15 protein-coding genes are annotated in these 14,757 nt (G+C 68.8%); 6 read left to right on the top strand and 9 right to left on the bottom strand.

Going from position 1 to position 14,757, the window contains the following annotated elements; genetic code table 11:
• Positions 1-2 precede the first annotated feature (2 nt).
• Positions 3-194: a Flp family type IVb pilin gene (locus tag BLT78_RS20210; protein WP_090351754.1), complete on the bottom strand. Its 192-nt coding sequence runs from the start codon at positions 192-194 to the stop codon at positions 3-5.
• A 420-nt stretch (positions 195-614) separates the two neighbouring features.
• Here BLT78_RS20210 and cueR point away from each other — a divergent pair, with 420 nt between their 5' ends.
• A complete protein-coding gene (gene cueR / locus BLT78_RS20205) occupies positions 615-1,028 on the top strand; it encodes a Cu(I)-responsive transcriptional regulator (RefSeq protein WP_090351752.1) in 414 nt (137 codons plus the stop codon).
• Positions 1,029-1,134: 106 nt separating this feature from the next.
• Positions 1,135-2,463: a lytic murein transglycosylase gene (locus BLT78_RS20200; protein WP_090351750.1), complete on the top strand. Its 1,329-nt coding sequence runs from the start codon at positions 1,135-1,137 to the stop codon at positions 2,461-2,463.
• 54 nt (positions 2,464-2,517) lie between these two features.
• Here BLT78_RS20200 and hemH read toward each other — a convergent pair whose 3' ends face one another.
• Positions 2,518-3,543, bottom strand: coding sequence for a ferrochelatase (gene hemH, locus BLT78_RS20195; protein ID WP_090351749.1), 1,026 nt, complete (start codon positions 3,541-3,543; stop codon positions 2,518-2,520).
• A gap of 11 nt (positions 3,544-3,554) precedes the next feature.
• Positions 3,555-4,457 (bottom strand): TIGR01777 family oxidoreductase, encoded by a 903-nt coding sequence (locus BLT78_RS20190; RefSeq protein ID WP_090351747.1) that lies wholly within the window; start codon positions 4,455-4,457, stop codon positions 3,555-3,557.
• A 194-nt stretch (positions 4,458-4,651) separates the two neighbouring features.
• Between BLT78_RS20190 and BLT78_RS20185 the strand changes: the two genes are divergently transcribed.
• Complete coding sequence (locus BLT78_RS20185) at positions 4,652-5,638, top strand: NAD(P)/FAD-dependent oxidoreductase (protein ID WP_090351746.1); 987 nt, start codon at positions 4,652-4,654, stop codon at positions 5,636-5,638.
• A 137-nt stretch (positions 5,639-5,775) separates the two neighbouring features.
• Here the strand turns inward: BLT78_RS20185 and BLT78_RS20180 are convergent, their stop codons facing one another.
• From BLT78_RS20180 to hemA, 6 genes are all read right to left on the bottom strand, one after another.
• Positions 5,776-6,291 carry an acyloxyacyl hydrolase gene (locus BLT78_RS20180; RefSeq protein WP_090351744.1) on the bottom strand — a complete coding sequence of 172 codons (516 nt, stop codon included), beginning with the start codon at positions 6,289-6,291 and terminating at the stop codon, positions 5,776-5,778.
• A 130-nt stretch (positions 6,292-6,421) separates the two neighbouring features.
• A complete protein-coding gene (gene murI / locus BLT78_RS20175; protein WP_090351743.1) occupies positions 6,422-7,216 on the bottom strand; it encodes a glutamate racemase in 795 nt (264 codons plus the stop codon).
• On the bottom strand, positions 7,206-7,964 hold the full coding sequence (moeB, locus tag BLT78_RS20170) for a molybdopterin-synthase adenylyltransferase MoeB (protein ID WP_090351741.1): 759 nt from the start codon (positions 7,962-7,964) through the stop codon (positions 7,206-7,208). The genes murI and moeB overlap by 11 nt, the downstream gene beginning before the upstream one ends.
• Positions 7,954-8,799, bottom strand: a complete 846-nt coding sequence (prmC, locus tag BLT78_RS20165; RefSeq protein ID WP_090351740.1) for a peptide chain release factor N(5)-glutamine methyltransferase — start codon at positions 8,797-8,799, stop codon at positions 7,954-7,956. The genes moeB and prmC overlap by 11 nt, the downstream gene beginning before the upstream one ends.
• Before the next feature lie 147 nt (positions 8,800-8,946).
• Entirely contained in the window at positions 8,947-10,029 is a 1,083-nt protein-coding gene (gene prfA, locus BLT78_RS20160; protein WP_090351738.1) for a peptide chain release factor 1, read from the bottom strand.
• A 56-nt stretch (positions 10,030-10,085) separates the two neighbouring features.
• Positions 10,086-11,351, bottom strand: coding sequence for a glutamyl-tRNA reductase (gene hemA, locus BLT78_RS20155; protein ID WP_090351736.1), 1,266 nt, complete (start codon positions 11,349-11,351; stop codon positions 10,086-10,088).
• Between the two features lie 167 nt (positions 11,352-11,518).
• Between hemA and BLT78_RS20150 the strand changes: the two genes are divergently transcribed.
• From BLT78_RS20150 to ispE, 3 genes are read left to right on the top strand one after another with little or no spacing between them, the layout of a single operon-like run.
• Entirely contained in the window at positions 11,519-13,240 is a 1,722-nt protein-coding gene (locus BLT78_RS20150; protein WP_090352434.1) for a tetratricopeptide repeat protein, read from the top strand.
• Positions 13,237-13,851: a lipoprotein insertase outer membrane protein LolB gene (gene lolB / locus BLT78_RS20145; RefSeq protein ID WP_090351735.1), complete on the top strand. Its 615-nt coding sequence runs from the start codon at positions 13,237-13,239 to the stop codon at positions 13,849-13,851. Before BLT78_RS20150 ends, lolB begins: the two co-directional genes overlap by 4 nt.
• Positions 13,852-13,873: 22 nt before the next feature.
• Positions 13,874-14,740, top strand: coding sequence for a 4-(cytidine 5'-diphospho)-2-C-methyl-D-erythritol kinase (ispE, locus tag BLT78_RS20140; protein ID WP_090351734.1), 867 nt, complete (start codon positions 13,874-13,876; stop codon positions 14,738-14,740).
• Positions 14,741-14,757 lie beyond the last annotated feature (17 nt).

Below are 14,757 nucleotides of genomic sequence, written 5' to 3'. Positions count from 1 at the left end.
GATCAGCAGGTCTGACCCATTACAGCGCAACCCAGACTGGTAATCCTGGCGTTCACGTTGCCGCCCAGGATGATAAACGCCGCGACGACGGCAACGGTAATCAGGCCACCGGCAACCGCATACTCAACAATCGTCAGGCCCTCTTCATCCTTGACGAACTTGATTACTGCTTGTTTGATTTTTTGAAGTTCCATTTTCACCACCTCGTGAAGTGTTTCTTGGTTGTTCACGGCCGTAAGCCTGCCGTAACACTCAAACTAGCCGGTGAAACATCTGGTGGTTAGGAGAGTTTTGCGAATCTCAGGTACTTTTTTGCAGCCCCGACCAGCGGCGTCCAGATCGTGCCTCCGCAGCCAGACCACGGCGACAGGCGGTCGCTGAAACGTAGGGTGCGGCGCGCCACGCTTGCCCTCACGAGAACTCACACAACGCCAGGCGCTCGTTGGTGCGCATGGCGCACCCTACATTTCCGTGAGCCACGGCGTTTGCCATGCACCAGCGGTGCATTCGCCACAACCTACTCCCCTTTACCTTCCCAACATGGCAAGGTTGATCATTACATCAGCAGAGGATGGCCAAACCCTGGCTGCCCGCCGTCAATCGGAGGAAGTCCCATGAACATCGGCCAGGCCGCTCGCCAATCCGGCCTCAGCGCCAAGATGATCCGCCACTACGAAAGCATTGGCCTGCTGAGGCCGGCCGGGCGTGGCGACAACGGTTATCGCCACTACGGCGAGCAGGACCTCCACCGGCTGACCTTCATCAAGCGTGCCCGCGACCTGGGCTTTTCCCTGGAGGAGGTCGGCAAGCTGCTGCAGCTGTGGCAGGACCGTCAGCGCGCCAGCGCCGATGTGAAGGCCCTGGCGCTGGGTCATATCGCCACGCTGGAGCGCAAGATCACCGAGCTGGTCAGCCTGCGCGACACGCTGAGCGAGCTGGTCGAACACTGTCAGGGCGACCAGCGCCCGGACTGCCCGATCCTGCAAAAACTGGAGTGCGGCGCCGACGGATGCCGCCACGGGCAGTGAACTCCAGCCGACGGGCGAGCTCTATCTCCGGCAGGCCATGTAAAGCCAACGTGGTCCATGCGTGTTAAGGTTGTCCCCTGTTTTCGCTTTGCCGTGGAAGTCGTTCATGCCTTATCTGTCCGCCGGGCGTCGGTTGCGCCAGCGCCTGTTCGGCAGCAGTGCCCTGCTGCTGGCGGTGGTCCAGCTCAGCGCCTGTGCCGAGCCTCCTGCCAACCGTACCCTGCAAGCGGCGCCGACACTGGGAGCCGCCGTGCCCGCCAGCCTGTCTGTCGCGGCGCCGGTCGCTGCCGCGCCGGCCATGCCGCGCAGCTTCAGCCAGTGGCGCGAAGACTTCCGCCGCGTCGCCCTGGCGACCGGTATCGCTGCCGAGACCTTCGACCGCGCCTTCGCGGGGGTCAGCCCCGACCCGGCGGTGATCCGCCTCGACCGCAGTCAGCCGGAGTTCGCCCGCCCGGTGTGGGAATATCTGGACAGTGCCGTCTCCCCCCAGCGCGTGGTCAAGGGCAAGCAACTGCTCGCCAAGCATGCCGGCACCCTGCGCGCCATCGAACAGCGTTACGGCGTCGAGCGCCATGCGCTGGTGGCGGTATGGGGCATGGAGAGCAACTTCGGCAGCAACATGGGCAACATGAGCGTGATCCGCTCGCTGGCCACCCTCGCCCACGAGGGGCGGCGCCCGCAGTTCGCCCAGGAGCAGTTGATCGCCGCTCTGGCGATCCTCCAGCACGGCGACGTGCGACCGGAGCGCATGCAGGGGTCCTGGGCCGGGGCGATGGGCCAGACCCAGTTCATCCCGACCACCTACCAGCGCCATGCGGTGGACTTCGACGGCGACGGCCGGCGCGATATCTGGGACTCCACCGCCGATGCCCTGGCCTCGACCGCCAACTACCTGCGCGCTTCGGGCTGGCAACCGGGCCAGGGCTGGGGCATGGAAGTGCGCCTGCCACAGGGCTTCGACTATGCGCTGGCCGATCCGGAGGTGCGCAAGACGGTCGGCGAATGGCTGCAACTGGGCGTCCGGCCGCTGGCTGAACAGCCCCAGGTCAACGCCGCCCGCCAGCAGAACGCCACCCTGCTGCTGCCTGCCGGTCACCTCGGCCCGGCGTTCCTGGTGCAGGACAACTTCCGCACCATCCTCAAGTACAACAACTCCACCGCCTACGCGCTGGCCATCAGCCTGCTCGCCGAGCGCTTCGACGGCGGTGGCCAGGTTCTCGCCGGCTGGCCGCGCGGCGAGCGGCCGCTGTCGCGCAGCGAGCGTATCGAGCTGCAGGAGCGCCTGGCGCAGCGCGGCTTCGACCCCGGCACCCCGGATGGCATCATTGGCGCCAATACCCGCCGGGCGGTGCGCGCCAGCCAGCAGCAGCTGGGCTGGCCGGCCGATGGCTATCCCAACCATCGCCTGCTCGAGCAGTTGCGCCAGCTTCCCTGACGCAGACATGACAAGGGCGACCCGCGGGTCGCCCTTGTCATGTCAGACGGATGCTCACAGTTCCTGCGGCATGCGCTCGCACAGCCGGACCAGCGCCTCCACCCACTGCGGGTGATCGTTGAGGCACGGCACCAGCACCAGCTCCTCGCCGCCGGCTTCGCGGAACTGCTCGCGTCCGCGCTCGCCGATCTCCTCGAGGGTCTCGATGCAGTCGGCGACGAATGCCGGACACATCACCAGCAGTTTCTTCACGCCCTTGCCGGCCAGCTCGTCGAGCGTCGCCTCGGTGTAGGGCTCGATCCACTTGGCACGCCCCAGGCGTGACTGGAAGGATACCGACCACTGCTCATCCCGCAGCCCCGCGTACCGGGCAAAACCGCTGCTGGTACGCAGGCACTGGGCGCGATAGCAGCTGGCGAGGACGTCCCCGCTGGCACGCTGGCAGCAGTCATCGCCCCTCAGGCAGTGCGCGCCGGTGGGATCGCTCTTGTGCAGATGCCGCTCGGGCAGACCGTGATAACTGAGCAGCAGGTGATCGAAGCCCTGCGCCAGATAGGGCCGGGCGCTGTCCGCCAGGGCTTCGAGGTATTCCGGCTGGTCGTAGAACGGCGGCAGCACGTCCATCTTCAGCTTGAGGTTACGAGCCAGCAGCACCCGTCTGGCCTCCTCGACCACGGTGGTCACCGTGCTGTCGGCGAACTGCGGATACAGCGGCACCAGGGTCACCCGGCGCGCCCCGGAAGCGGCCAGCCGCTGCAGGGCGCCCTCGATGGAGGGTTCGCCGTAGCGCATCGCCAGTTCGACCGGCCCGTCCTTCCAGCGCTCCGCCACCTTGGCCTGCAGGCGGCGGCTGAGCACCACCAGTGGCGAGCCATCCGCCCACCAGATCGAGCGATAGGCCTCGGCCGAGGCAGCCGGGCGCCGGATCAGGATCATCGCCACGATCAGCCGGCGCAGCGGCCAGGGCAGGTCGATGACATGGGGGTCCATCAGGAACTGGTTGAGGTAGCGACGCACGTCGGCCACCGCGGTGGAGGCTGGCGAACCGAGGTTGACCAGCAGCAACGCGTGATCGGTCATGAATGTCCTTGTCAGTGAGAGCCCAGCAGATCGGCCAGGGCCGTCTCCAGGTCGGAAAAACGAAACTGGTAGCCCGCTTCCATGGCGCGCAGCGGCTGCAGATGCTGGCCACCGAGCAGCAGACCGGCCATCTCGCCGAGTACCAGGCGCAGCACGCAGGCCGGAGCGGGCAACAGCGCCGGACGGTGCAGCACGCGGGCCAGGATGCGGGTGAACTCGGCGTTGCGCACCGCGTTCGGCGCGCAGGCATTATAGGGACCGCTGCATTCCTCGTGCTGCAAAAGAAAGTCGATCAGGCCGACCTCGTCCTCGATGTGGATCCATGGCATCCACTGCCGGCCGCTGCCCAGACGCCCGCCCAGGCCCAGGCGGAACGGCGGCAACAGGCGTCCCAGCATGCCGCCCTCGCGCGCCAGCACCGGCGCGGTGCGAATCAGCACCACGCGGACGCCCAGCTCTTCGGCGCGCCGCGCCTCGCCTTCCCAGGCGAAGCACAGCTCGCTGCCGAAGTCCTCGCCCCCGGCGGCACTGTCCTCGCTGAGGCGGCGCTCGCCGCCATCGCCGTACCAGCCGACCGCCGAACCGGACAGCAGCACGCGAGGCTTGAGCGGTCGGCTGGCCAGCCAGTCGACCAGCTGCCGGGTCAGGGTCACCCGACTTTCCCACAGCAGGCGGCGCCGCGCGGCGGTCCACGGCCGGTCGGCGATCGGCGCTCCCGCCAGGTTCACCACCGCGTCCGGCATCGCCTCGCCATCCAACTCCTGCAGACGACCGACACCCCGCGCGCCGCTGCACAGCTCGGCCACCTCAGCGGGGCGGCGGCTCCACACCAGCAACTCGTGCCCCTGCGCAGCCCAAAGGCGGCACAGTGCCCGTCCGATCAGTCCGGTACCGCCGGTCAGCAGAATGCGCACGGCCGTATCTCCTTCTCTACCTGCATGCGTCAGTTCAGAGTGTGGTCCACACTGGAATTACCGGCCAGGCGGCAGTAGCCTGCCAATAGCCGGGTTCATGGCTGGAGTGGACCGAAGCGTATTATACAGAATTATGGCATTGTACAAGTTGAGTCCAAGGATTAGCCTGAAATCCCAGCAATAGAGGTGACGTCATGAACAGTCCCATCGCCATCATTGGCAGCGGCATGGCCGGGCTCTCCGCGGCCAACGCCCTCACGGCGGCGGGGTTAGCCGTGCATTTGTTCGACAAGAGCCGCGGCAGCGGCGGCCGCATGTCGAGTCGGCGCACCGAGATCGGCGATCTCGACCTCGGCGCGCAGTATTTCACCGCCCGCGACCGGCGCTTCGTGGAAACCGTGCAGCAGTGGCAGGAGAACGGCTGGCTCGACCAGTGGAAGCCCGCCCTGTACCAGTCCCAGGCCGGCGAGCTTTCCTTGTCGCCCGACACCCAGCTGCGCTTCATCGGCGTGCCGCGCATGAGCGCGCTGACCCGTAACCTGCTCGGCGAGCTGCCGATCACCTTCGCCTGCCGCATCACCGAGGTGTTCCGCGGCGAGCAGCACTGGCACCTGCAGGACGCCGACGGCCAGAGCCACGGCCCGTTCAGCCGGGTGATCATCGCCACCCCCGCGCCGCAGGCCACCGCCCTGCTGTCCAGCGCTCCGAAGCTGGCCGCCACCGTGGCCAGTGCGGTGATGGACCCGGTGTGGGCCGTCGGGCTGGCCTTCGCCAAGCCGCTGGCCACCCCGGTGGAAGGCTGCTTCGTGCAGGACAGCCCGCTCGACTGGGTCGCACGCAACCGCAGCAAGCCGGGCCGTCAGGCCGAGCCGGATGCCTGGGTGCTGCACGCCAGCAGCCAGTGGACCCGGCAGCACCTCGATCTGCCGCGCGAGGCGGTGATCGAGCAACTGCGCTGCGCCTTCGCCGAGCTGATCGGCTGCGCCGTGCCGGAAGCCGACTTCAGCCTGGCCCACCGCTGGCTCTACGGCCGCCCGGCGCAGGCCCACCAGTGGGGCGCCCTGGCCGATCCGGATCTCGGTCTGTACGCCTGCGGCGACTGGTGCCTGTCCGGCCGGGTCGAGGGCGCCTGGCTCAGCGGCCAGGAGGCAGCCCGCCGCCTGCTCGAGCATGCGGCCTGACGAGGTCGCGCAGGACTCGCGCGGCGCGGGTTCCGCGCGCAGAGCCCGCCCGCCAGGTGGGGACCGGCAGCGCCTGAGTCTGCCGCGCAGAAACGAAAAAGCCGGGAATCTCCCGGCTTTTTGTCGTCTGCAGCGTCTCAGAACGCGGTGCGGTAGTGCAGCGTATAGGTCTCGGCGCCGTCGTTGGGATTCTTGATCCCCGCATTGGAGTAGTGGATGGCGCGCAGGCCGACTTCCTGCCCGGCGAAGCGCAGGCCGAAGCCGAGGCGATCCTCGAACTGGAAAGATGTGCTCAGGTCGTGCTCCTCGAACTCGGTGCTCTCGAAGAAGGCCACGCCGATACCGGCCTCGATGTAGGGGCGCACGTTCTCGCCGGCGAACTCGTAGACGAACACCGGGGCGAACGACAGGCTGTGGTTGCTGGCGCTCTTGTCGCCGAACCAGTAGGTGTAGCCGCCATCCCAGTAGCCGGTCAGCTGGCCGGTGGAGCTCTGCCACCAGCTGCGACCGAAGTCCTGCTGCAAGCCCAGGCGCACCACCTCGGTGGACTCGCGGGTCACACCGGCGGCCAGGGTGACGTCCCAGGCGCTGGCCGGTGCGCTCGCGCCCAGGGCCGTTGCCAGTACAGCGGTGACGCTCAGCAATCGCTTCATGAGAGGAATTCCTTGTTCCATTGGCGAGAAAACATCTCCCGTCTGTCTTTGTGAAGTATCTGTGGCAGCTCGGGTGTAACACTTGTGAAGCAAGTATAGGAGCGCCAGCGCGCAACGGAAACGACGTGCTTCAGACTTCCAGCGCCGCCACCGGCGCCGCTTCGCCCCACAGCACCGGCAGCACGCGCGCCAGAGCCTGCGGATCGCCACTGGACCAGAAGTGTGTCGGCTGCGCCGCGCCCGCGGCGAGCAGCTCGTGCTCGGCGAGCAGGCGTTCGAGCTGGCGCGCCACCGCAGCCCCGGTGTCGATCAGTTCGACGCCGCTCGGCACCAGTTGGCGCAGCAGCGGTTTGAGAAAGGGATAGTGGGTGCAGCCGAGGATCAGGGTATCGCAACCCTGCGCCAGCAGCGGTTGCACGTAGGCTTCGAGCAGCGTGCGGGTCGCCGGCGCCGTCAGCGCGCCCTGCTCGACGCACTCGACCAGCCCAGGGCAGGGCTGGGTGACCACCCGCACGTCGCTGGCGAAGCGATCCAGCAGGGCGGCGAACCGGGCGCTCCGCAGCGTGCCGGTAGTGGCCAGCACGCCGACCACGCCACTGCGGGTCGCCGCCGCCGCCGGCTTGACCGCCGGCTCCATGCCGACGATCGGCAGGCCGGGATGGCGCTCGCGCAACTCGCCCACCGCCGCCACCGTGGCGGTGTTGCAGGCCACCACCAGCGCCTTGGCGCCCTGTGTCAGCAGGAAATCGGCGATGCGCCGGCAGCGTTCGCGGATGTAGTCGGGGCTCTTCTCGCCGTAGGGCACGTGACCGCTGTCGGCGACGTAGAGCAGCGACTCGCGGGGCAGACGCGCACGCAGCTCGCCGAGCACCGACAGACCACCGACCCCGGAGTCGAACACGCCGACCGGGGCCTCACTGGCCATGCCGCCCTCCGCAGACCGGGCACTGCGGGTCGCGCTTGACGCGCAGCTCGCGGAAACGGCTGCCCAGCGCATCGACCAGCAGCAGGCGGCCGACCAGCGGCTCGCCGAAGCCGGCCAAGAGCTTGAGCGTCTCCAGCGCCTGCAGGCTGCCGACCAGCCCCACCAGCGGGCCGAGCACGCCGGCCTCGCTGCAGGTCAGCTCGGCCTCGCTGCCGGCGCCGTACAGGCAGTGGTAGCAGGGGCTGGCGGCGTTGCGCGGATCGAACACCGACAGCTGGCCCTCGAGGCGGATCGCCGCGCCGGACACCAGCGGCCGGCCGGCGGCGACGCAGGCGGCGTTGACCGCGGCGCGGGTGGTGAAGTTGTCGCAGCAGTCGACCACCACGTCGACCGCCGCCACCGCGGCGGACAGCGTATCGGCGTCCAGCGCCTGGCGCAGCGGCAGCAGCCGCACATGGGGGTTGATGGCCGCCAGACGCGCCATCGCCGAGTCGACCTTGGCCTGGCCGACATTATTGCTGTCGTGGATCACCTGGCGCTGCAGGTTGGTCAGGTCGACCGTGTCGAAGTCGGCCAGGTGCAGCTCGCCGACCCCGGCAGCGGCCAGGTACAGCGCCACCGGCGAGCCGAGGCCACCGAGGCCGACCACCAGCACCTTGCCGGCACGGATACGCAACTGGCCATCGATGTCGACCTGCTTCAGCAGGATCTGCCGGCTGTAGCGCAGCAGTTCATCGTCACTCAGCATCGCTGCCTCCCTGCCACTGGCCGAGGGTGATGCGCTCGTGGCCGCCGAGATCGCGGCGGCTTTCCACGGCGACGAAACCGCGGGCGGCGAACAGCGCGCGCACCGCCTCGGCCTGATCGTAGCCATGCTCGAGCAGCAACCAGCCACCGGCGTCCAGATGCTCCGGCGCCTCACGCACGATCAGGCGAATGTCGTCCAGCCCGTCACGGCCGGCCACCAACGCGCTGGCCGGCTCGAAGCGTACGTCGCCCTGCGCCAAGTGCGGGTCTTCGGCGGCGATGTATGGCGGGTTGCCGACGATCAGCCGGAACCGCTCACCGCCCAGCGCGGCGAACCACAGGCTCTCGACGAAGCGGGCATTGTCCAGCCCGAGGCGCGCGCGGTTGCGCTCGGCGAGCGCCACCGCCTCGGCCACTCGGTCGACACCGAGCACCTGCCAGGCCGGCCGCTCGCTGGCCAGCGCCAGGGCAATGGCACCGCTGCCGGTGCCGAGGTCGAGCACCCGCGCGGGGCCCTGCGGCCCCAGCGCCAGCGCGGTCTCGACCAGCAGTTCGGTGTCCGGACGGGGAATCAGGGTGTGCGGCGCCACCTCCAGCTCCAGGCTCCAGAAACCCTGGCGGCCGAGCAGGTAGGCGACCGGCTCGCCCTGACAGCGACGCGCCAGCAGTGCGGCAAAGGCGGCGCACTGCGCAGCGTCGGGCTCGCGCTCCGGCCAGGTGCGCAGGTAGCTGCGCGGCTTGCCGAGCACGTGGGCGAGCAGCAGCTCGGCGTCCAGGCGGGCGCTTGGCGAGTCGGGCAGCTCGGCGCTGTTCAACAGAGCTTCGATAGTGGGCATCAGCTGCCTTCTCCGGAGGGAGGCGCGTTCGAACGTAGGGTGGACAACCGCGCAGCGTTGTCCACCAGAGGCGCCGGTGGTGACGGTAGAAAATCGCTGCGCGAGTTTTCTACCCTACGATTGACGGCAGCCGGTAAAGAGAAAATCTCAATCGCCAAGCGCCGCCAGCTGGTCGGCCTGGTACTCCTGCAGCAGCGGCTCGATCACCTGTTCCACCGCGCCGCCCATGACCTCGCCCAGCGAGTAGAGGGTCAGGTTGATGCGGTGGTCGGTGACCCGGCCCTGCGGGAAGTTGTAGGTGCGGATGCGCTCGGAGCGGTCACCCGAACCGACCAGCAGCTTGCGGGTCTCGGAGATCTCCTTGTGCGCCGCGGCGTCCTGCTGGTCCTGCAGCTTGGCCGCCAGCCAGGCCATGGCCTTGGCGCGGTTCTTGTGCTGCGAGCGCTCTTCCTGGCACTCGACCACGATGCCCGAGGGCATGTGGGTGATGCGGATCGCCGACTCGGTCTTGTTGACGTGCTGACCGCCGGCGCCCGAAGCGCGGTAGGTATCGATGCGCAGGTCGGCCGGGTTGATCTCGATGGCCGCCTGCTCGTCCGGCTCGGGCAGCACCGCCACGGTGCAGGCCGAGGTGTGGATGCGCCCCTGCGACTCGGTTTCCGGCACGCGCTGCACGCGATGGGCGCCGGACTCGAACTTGAGCTTGGCGTAGACGTTGTCGCCCTCGACGCGGGCGATCACCTCCTTGTAGCCACCGTGCTCGCCCTCGTTCTCGGAGAGGATCTCGACGCGCCAGCCCTGGCGCTCGGCATAGCGCGAGTACATGCGGAACAGGTCGCCGGAGAAGATCGCCGCCTCGTCGCCGCCGGTGCCGGCGCGGATCTCGAGGAACACGTTGCGACCGTCGTTGGGGTCCTTGGGCAGCAGCATGCGCTGCAGGTTGGCCTCCAGCGTCTCGAGCTGGGCCTTGGCCGCGGCGACTTCCTCCTCGGCCATCTCGCGTAGGTCGGGGTCGCTGTCCTTGAGCAGCGCCTGGGCACCCTCGAGGTCGCCCTGCACCTTGCGAAAGGCGCGGAAGGCCTCGATCACCGGCTCGATCTCTGCGTATTCGCGCGAGTAGGCACGGAATTTCGTCTGATCGCTGATCACCTCGGCATCGCCGAGCAGCGCGGTCAGCTCCTCGAAACGGTCCTGCAGGGTGTCGAGCTTGTTCAGCAGCGAGGCTTTCATCGGTGCGGTTTCACCATGGCTGGTGCCGCGGCTGGCTGCCACGGCACGCGGGGGCGTTAGCGATGCTGCTCGCCGTCGAGGTCGAGCAGTTCCTGGGCCACGGCCAGCGCATCCTGGCGGCCGGCGGCGGAAAACTTCTTCAGTTGCACGCTGGGCGCATGCAGCAGCTTGTTGGTCAGCCCGCGCGCCAGCTGGGCCAGGGCCTCCTCGGCCGGCGTGCCGTTGCCGAGCAGGCGCAGGGCCTTGGCCAGTTCGTCGTCACGCAGCTGCTCGGCGCGCTGGCGGTAGCTGCGCAGCAGGTCGAGGCTGTCGCGCTCGCGCAGGCGCAGCATGAACTCGCCGACCCCGGTGAGCACCAGCTCCTCGGCGGCGCGCGCGGCGTCCTGGCGGTTGCGCAGGTTCTCGGCGATCACCTCGTGGAGGTCGTCGACGGTGTACAGGTAGACGTCGTCCAGCTCGCCGACCTCGGGCTCGATGTCGCGCGGCACGGCGATGTCGACCATGAACACCGGGCGGTGCTTGCGCTTCTTCAGCGCACTCTCCACCGCGCCCTTGCCGAGGATCGGCAGCGGGCTGGCGGTGGAGCTGATGACGATGTCGCTGCCCACCAGCTCCTCGGGAATCGCCGACAGCAGCACGGCATGGCCGCCGACCTCGCTGGCCAGCGCGCTGGCGCGTTCGAGGGTGCGGTTGGCCACCACGATGCGCTTGACCCCCTGCTCGTGCAGGTGGCGGGCGACCAGGGCGATGGTCTCGCCGGCGCCGATCAGCAGCGCCTGGCTGCGCTGCAGGTCGCTGAAGATCTGCTTGGCCAGGCTCACCGCGGCGAAGGCCACCGACACCGGGTTCTCGCCGATGCGGGTGTCGGTGCGCACGGTCTTGGCGGTGCTGAAGGTGGCCTGGAACAGGCGGCCGAGCAGCGGCCCCAGGGTGCCGGCCTCGCGCGCGGTGGCGTAGGCGTCCTTCATCTGGCCGAGGATCTGCGGCTCGCCGAGGATCATCGAATCCAGGCCGCAGGCCACGCGCATCATGTGGCGCACGGCAGCGTCGTCCTGATGGATGTAGGCGCAGGCGCGCAGCTCGTCGAGGTTGAGACCGTGATAGCCGGCCAGCCAGGTCAGGATCGCCTCGGCGCGCGACTCGTCCAGCGCCAGATACAGCTCGCTGCGGTTGCAGGTGGAGAGGATCGCCGCCTCGCGGCACGGCGTCACCCGGCACAGCTGCTGCAGGGCGTCGACCAGCTGCTCGGGGCCGAAGGCCACGCGCTCGCGGACCGCCACCGATGCGGTTTTGTGGTTGATGCCGAGGGCGAGAAAAGCCATGCGGGGATGCTGAGGTGACCTGAAAGCGGACAATTGTCCTACTTAGACCGGTGCAGGACAACTGCCTCGCCGCGTCGCCGGCGATGATGGACCTCCGCGGCCATGGGATTGACCCGGCGCTTGTGTCATGATTGCCCGACCTGCCGGTGAACCCGCGTATGCCTGCCATGAACAAATCCCTTGCGCTGCTGACCACCCTGACCTTGCTCGGTGGTTGCCAGACCCTGCCTTCCGCCGGTCCCGACGACCAGCAGGCGCCACCGGCCGCCAGCGAAACCGCTGCCCCCGCGCCCAGCGCCTCGTTCAGCCCCGACACCCTGTACAGCCTGCTGGCCGCCGAGCTGGCCGGTCAGCGCGAGCGCTACGACATCGCCCTGGCCAACTACATGGAGCAGGCCCACGCCACCGGCGATCCCGCGGTGGCCGAGCGCGCCTACCGCATCGCCGAATACGTCGGCGCCGAAGATGCCGCCCTGGACGCCGCCCTGCTGTGGGCCGACAGCGCCCCGGGCAACCTCGACGCCCAGCGCATCGCCGCCATCCAGCTGGCCCGCGCCGGACGCCAGGACGAAGCCATGCGCTACATGGAGCTGGTGCTCAAGGCCAAGGGCGACACCCACTTCGACTTCCTTGCCCTGACCGCCGCGCAGACCGACCCGGAAACCCGCGCCGGCCTGCGCCAGAGCTTCGAGCGCCTGCTCGAACGCTACCCGGACAACCCCCAGCTGCTGTTCGGCCGCGCCGTGCTGCTGCAGCAGGACGGCCGCAGCGAGGAAGCCCTGGCCAGCCTCGAGCAGCATCCGGCGGGCAGCCGCGAGGTTGCGCCGCTGCTGCTGCGCGCCCGCCTGCTGGCCAGCCTGGATCGCGACGAGGAAGTGCTGCCACTGCTCAAGGACGGCCTGCGCCAGCATCCGGACGACAAGCGCCTGCGCCTGGCCTACGCCCGCCAGCTGCTGGAAGCGGAGCGCCTGAAGGAAGCCCGCGAGCAGTTCGCCGAGCTGCTGCGCCGCTTCCCCGAGGATGACGACCTGCGTCTGTCGCTGGCGCTGATCAGCCTGGAGGCCAAAGAGCGCGACGATGCGCGCGGCCACCTACTGACCCTGATCGAGCGCGATGCCCATACCGATACCGCCCACTTCCACCTCGGCCAGATCGCCGAGCAGGACGGCGATACGAACGCCGCCCTGGAGCAGTACGCCGCGGTCGGCGCAGGCGACGAGTACTTGCCGGCGCAGGTACGCCGCACCGCCCTGCTGGTCAAGCTCGGCCGCGATGCCGAAGCCCGTCGCCAGCTGGCCAGCGCCCGCGAGAGCCAGCCGGACGTCGCCCTGCAGCTCTATCTGATCGAGGTCGAGAGCCTGACCGAGCAGGAGCGTCTGGGCGATGCCTGGAAGGTGGTCGGCGAGGCCCTCGAGCGCTACCCCGACGACCTCAACCTGCTGTACACCCGTGCCATGCTGGCGGAGAAACGCGGCGACCTCAGCGGCCTGGAACGCGACCTGCGCTTCATCCTCGAGCGCGAGCCGGACAACGCCATGGCCCTCAACGCCCTCGGCTACACCCTGGCCGATCGCACCACCCGCTACCAGGAGGCCCTGGAGCTGATCGAGAAGGCCTATGCGCTGAACCCGGATGATCCGGCGATTCTCGACAGCCTCGGCTGGGTCAGCTATCGCCTCGGCGATCTGGCCAAGGCCGAACAGTTCCTGCGTCTGGCCCTCGCGCGCATGCCCGACCACGAGGTCGCCGCCCACCTGGGCGAAGTGCTGTGGGCCGCCGGCAAGCAGACCGAGGCCCGCGAAGTCTGGCGCAAGGCGCTGACCGACACCCCGGACAGCGCCATCCTGCGCGACACCCTCAAGCGCCTGACCGGCAAGGTGAAGCCGTGAGAATCCAGCACCTGCTGCTCGCCGGTCTGCTGCTGCTCGCCGGCTGCGCCGGCATTGGCCCGCGCGAGGATCTGGAGGGGCAGGGCAACCCCGGCGCCTGGCGCAGCCACAAGGCCGAAGTCGCCGCCATCGACGGCTGGCAGATCAGCGGCAAGGTAGGCATCCGCGCCCCGCAGGACTCCGGCAGCGGCGTGCTGTTCTGGCTGCAGCGCCGCGACTACTACGACATCCGCCTGTCCGGCCCGCTGGGCCGCGGCGCCACCCGGCTGACCGGGCGCGAGGGCGACATCCTCCTCGAGGTGGCCAACCAGGGCCGCTACCAGGCCGCCTCCCCCGAGGCGCTGCTGGAAGAACAGCTCGGCTGGCGCCTGCCGGTCTCCCACCTGCTGTGGTGGGTGCGCGGCCTGCCGGCGCCGGACAGCAAGAGCCAGCTGACCCTCGACGCCGACAGCCGCCTGGCGCGCCTCGAACAGGACGGCTGGCGGGTCGAATACGCCGACTATCGGCAGCAGGGCGGCTTCTGGCTGCCGCAGCGGCTCAAGCTGTCCGGCGAGGACCTCGACATCACCCTGGTGATCAAGGAGTGGCTGCCGCGCCGCCTCGGCCTGTGATCGCCACCTGCCCATGACCGACATGCACGACGCCACCCTGATCCTGCCGGCCCCGGCCAAGCTCAACCTGTTCCTGCACATCCTCGGCCGCCGCCCCGACGGCTACCACGAGCTGCAGACGGTGTTCCAGTTCCTCGACCACGGCGACCAGCTGGGCTTCCGACTTCGTGCGGACGGCGAAATTCGCCTGCACACCGAGGTCGCGGGGGTGCCCCACGACAGCAACCTGATCGTGCGCGCCGCCCGCCGCCTGCAACAGGCCGCCGGCACGCCGCTGGGCGCCGACATCTGGCTGGACAAGCGCCTGCCCATGGGCGGCGGCATCGGCGGCGGCAGCTCGGACGCCGCCACCACCCTGCTCGGCCTCGACCGCCTGTGGCAGCTCGGCTTCGATCTCGACCGCCTGGCCGCGCTCGGCCTCGAACTTGGCGCCGACGTCCCGGTGTTCGTGCGCGGCCGCGCCGCCTTCGCCGGCGGCGTCGGCGAGCAACTGGTGCCGGTCGCCCTGGAGGAACCCTGGTTTCTCGTCGCAGTGCCGCAAGTGTCTGTCAGCACAGCAGAAATTTTCTCTGCGCCGGAGTTGACACGCGATACCCCGGCCATTAGAGTTTGCGGCCTTCCCGCAGGGGGCGGTCGTAACGACTGCCAGCCGGTGGTCGAGCAGCGTTACCCTGCAGTTCGTAACGCCTTGAACTTGCTGAACAAATTTGTTCCCGCAAGAATGACCGGCACCGGAGCTTGTGTGTTTGGGAGCTTCCCAAACCGCGACGAGGCTGATAAAGTTTCGCGCCAGCTTCCGGCCACACTGCCAAGCTTCGTAGCCCAGGGGCGCAACGTTTCGATGTTGCACCGCAAGCTCGAAGAGCTGGCAAGGGAAGTGAGTGCATAGCACTGGGTTGTACGATA

Origin of the sequence: Pseudomonas oryzae (assembly GCF_900104805.1) — a bacterium.
In the GTDB taxonomy this organism is placed as follows: Bacteria; Pseudomonadota; Gammaproteobacteria; order Pseudomonadales; family Pseudomonadaceae; genus Geopseudomonas; species Geopseudomonas oryzae.
The sequence above is the reverse complement of the archived record's forward strand: the minus strand, read 5'-3'. Positions and strand labels throughout refer to the sequence as shown.

Excerpts from the sequence above, each read along its gene's own strand:
- moeB (WP_090351741.1), bottom strand. The coding sequence starts at position 7,964 with ATGCTGAGTGACGATGAACTGCTGCGCTACAGCCGGCAGATCCTGCTG.
- BLT78_RS20185 (WP_090351746.1), top strand. The coding sequence starts at position 4,652 with ATGAACAGTCCCATCGCCATCATTGGCAGCGGCATGGCCGGGCTCTCC.
- BLT78_RS20200 (WP_090351750.1), top strand. The coding sequence starts at position 1,135 with ATGCCTTATCTGTCCGCCGGGCGTCGGTTGCGCCAGCGCCTGTTCGGC.
- murI (WP_090351743.1), bottom strand. The coding sequence starts at position 7,216 with ATGGCCAGTGAGGCCCCGGTCGGCGTGTTCGACTCCGGGGTCGGTGGT.
- cueR (WP_090351752.1), top strand. The coding sequence starts at position 615 with ATGAACATCGGCCAGGCCGCTCGCCAATCCGGCCTCAGCGCCAAGATG.
- ispE (WP_090351734.1), top strand. The coding sequence starts at position 13,874 with ATGCACGACGCCACCCTGATCCTGCCGGCCCCGGCCAAGCTCAACCTG.
- prmC (WP_090351740.1), bottom strand. The coding sequence starts at position 8,799 with ATGCCCACTATCGAAGCTCTGTTGAACAGCGCCGAGCTGCCCGACTCG.
- prfA (WP_090351738.1), bottom strand. The coding sequence starts at position 10,029 with ATGAAAGCCTCGCTGCTGAACAAGCTCGACACCCTGCAGGACCGTTTC.
- BLT78_RS20210 (WP_090351754.1), bottom strand. The coding sequence starts at position 194 with ATGGAACTTCAAAAAATCAAACAAGCAGTAATCAAGTTCGTCAAGGAT.
- hemA (WP_090351736.1), bottom strand. The coding sequence starts at position 11,351 with ATGGCTTTTCTCGCCCTCGGCATCAACCACAAAACCGCATCGGTGGCG.
- BLT78_RS20180 (WP_090351744.1), bottom strand. The coding sequence starts at position 6,291 with ATGAAGCGATTGCTGAGCGTCACCGCTGTACTGGCAACGGCCCTGGGC.
- BLT78_RS20150 (WP_090352434.1), top strand. The coding sequence starts at position 11,519 with ATGAACAAATCCCTTGCGCTGCTGACCACCCTGACCTTGCTCGGTGGT.
- hemH (WP_090351749.1), bottom strand. The coding sequence starts at position 3,543 with ATGACCGATCACGCGTTGCTGCTGGTCAACCTCGGTTCGCCAGCCTCC.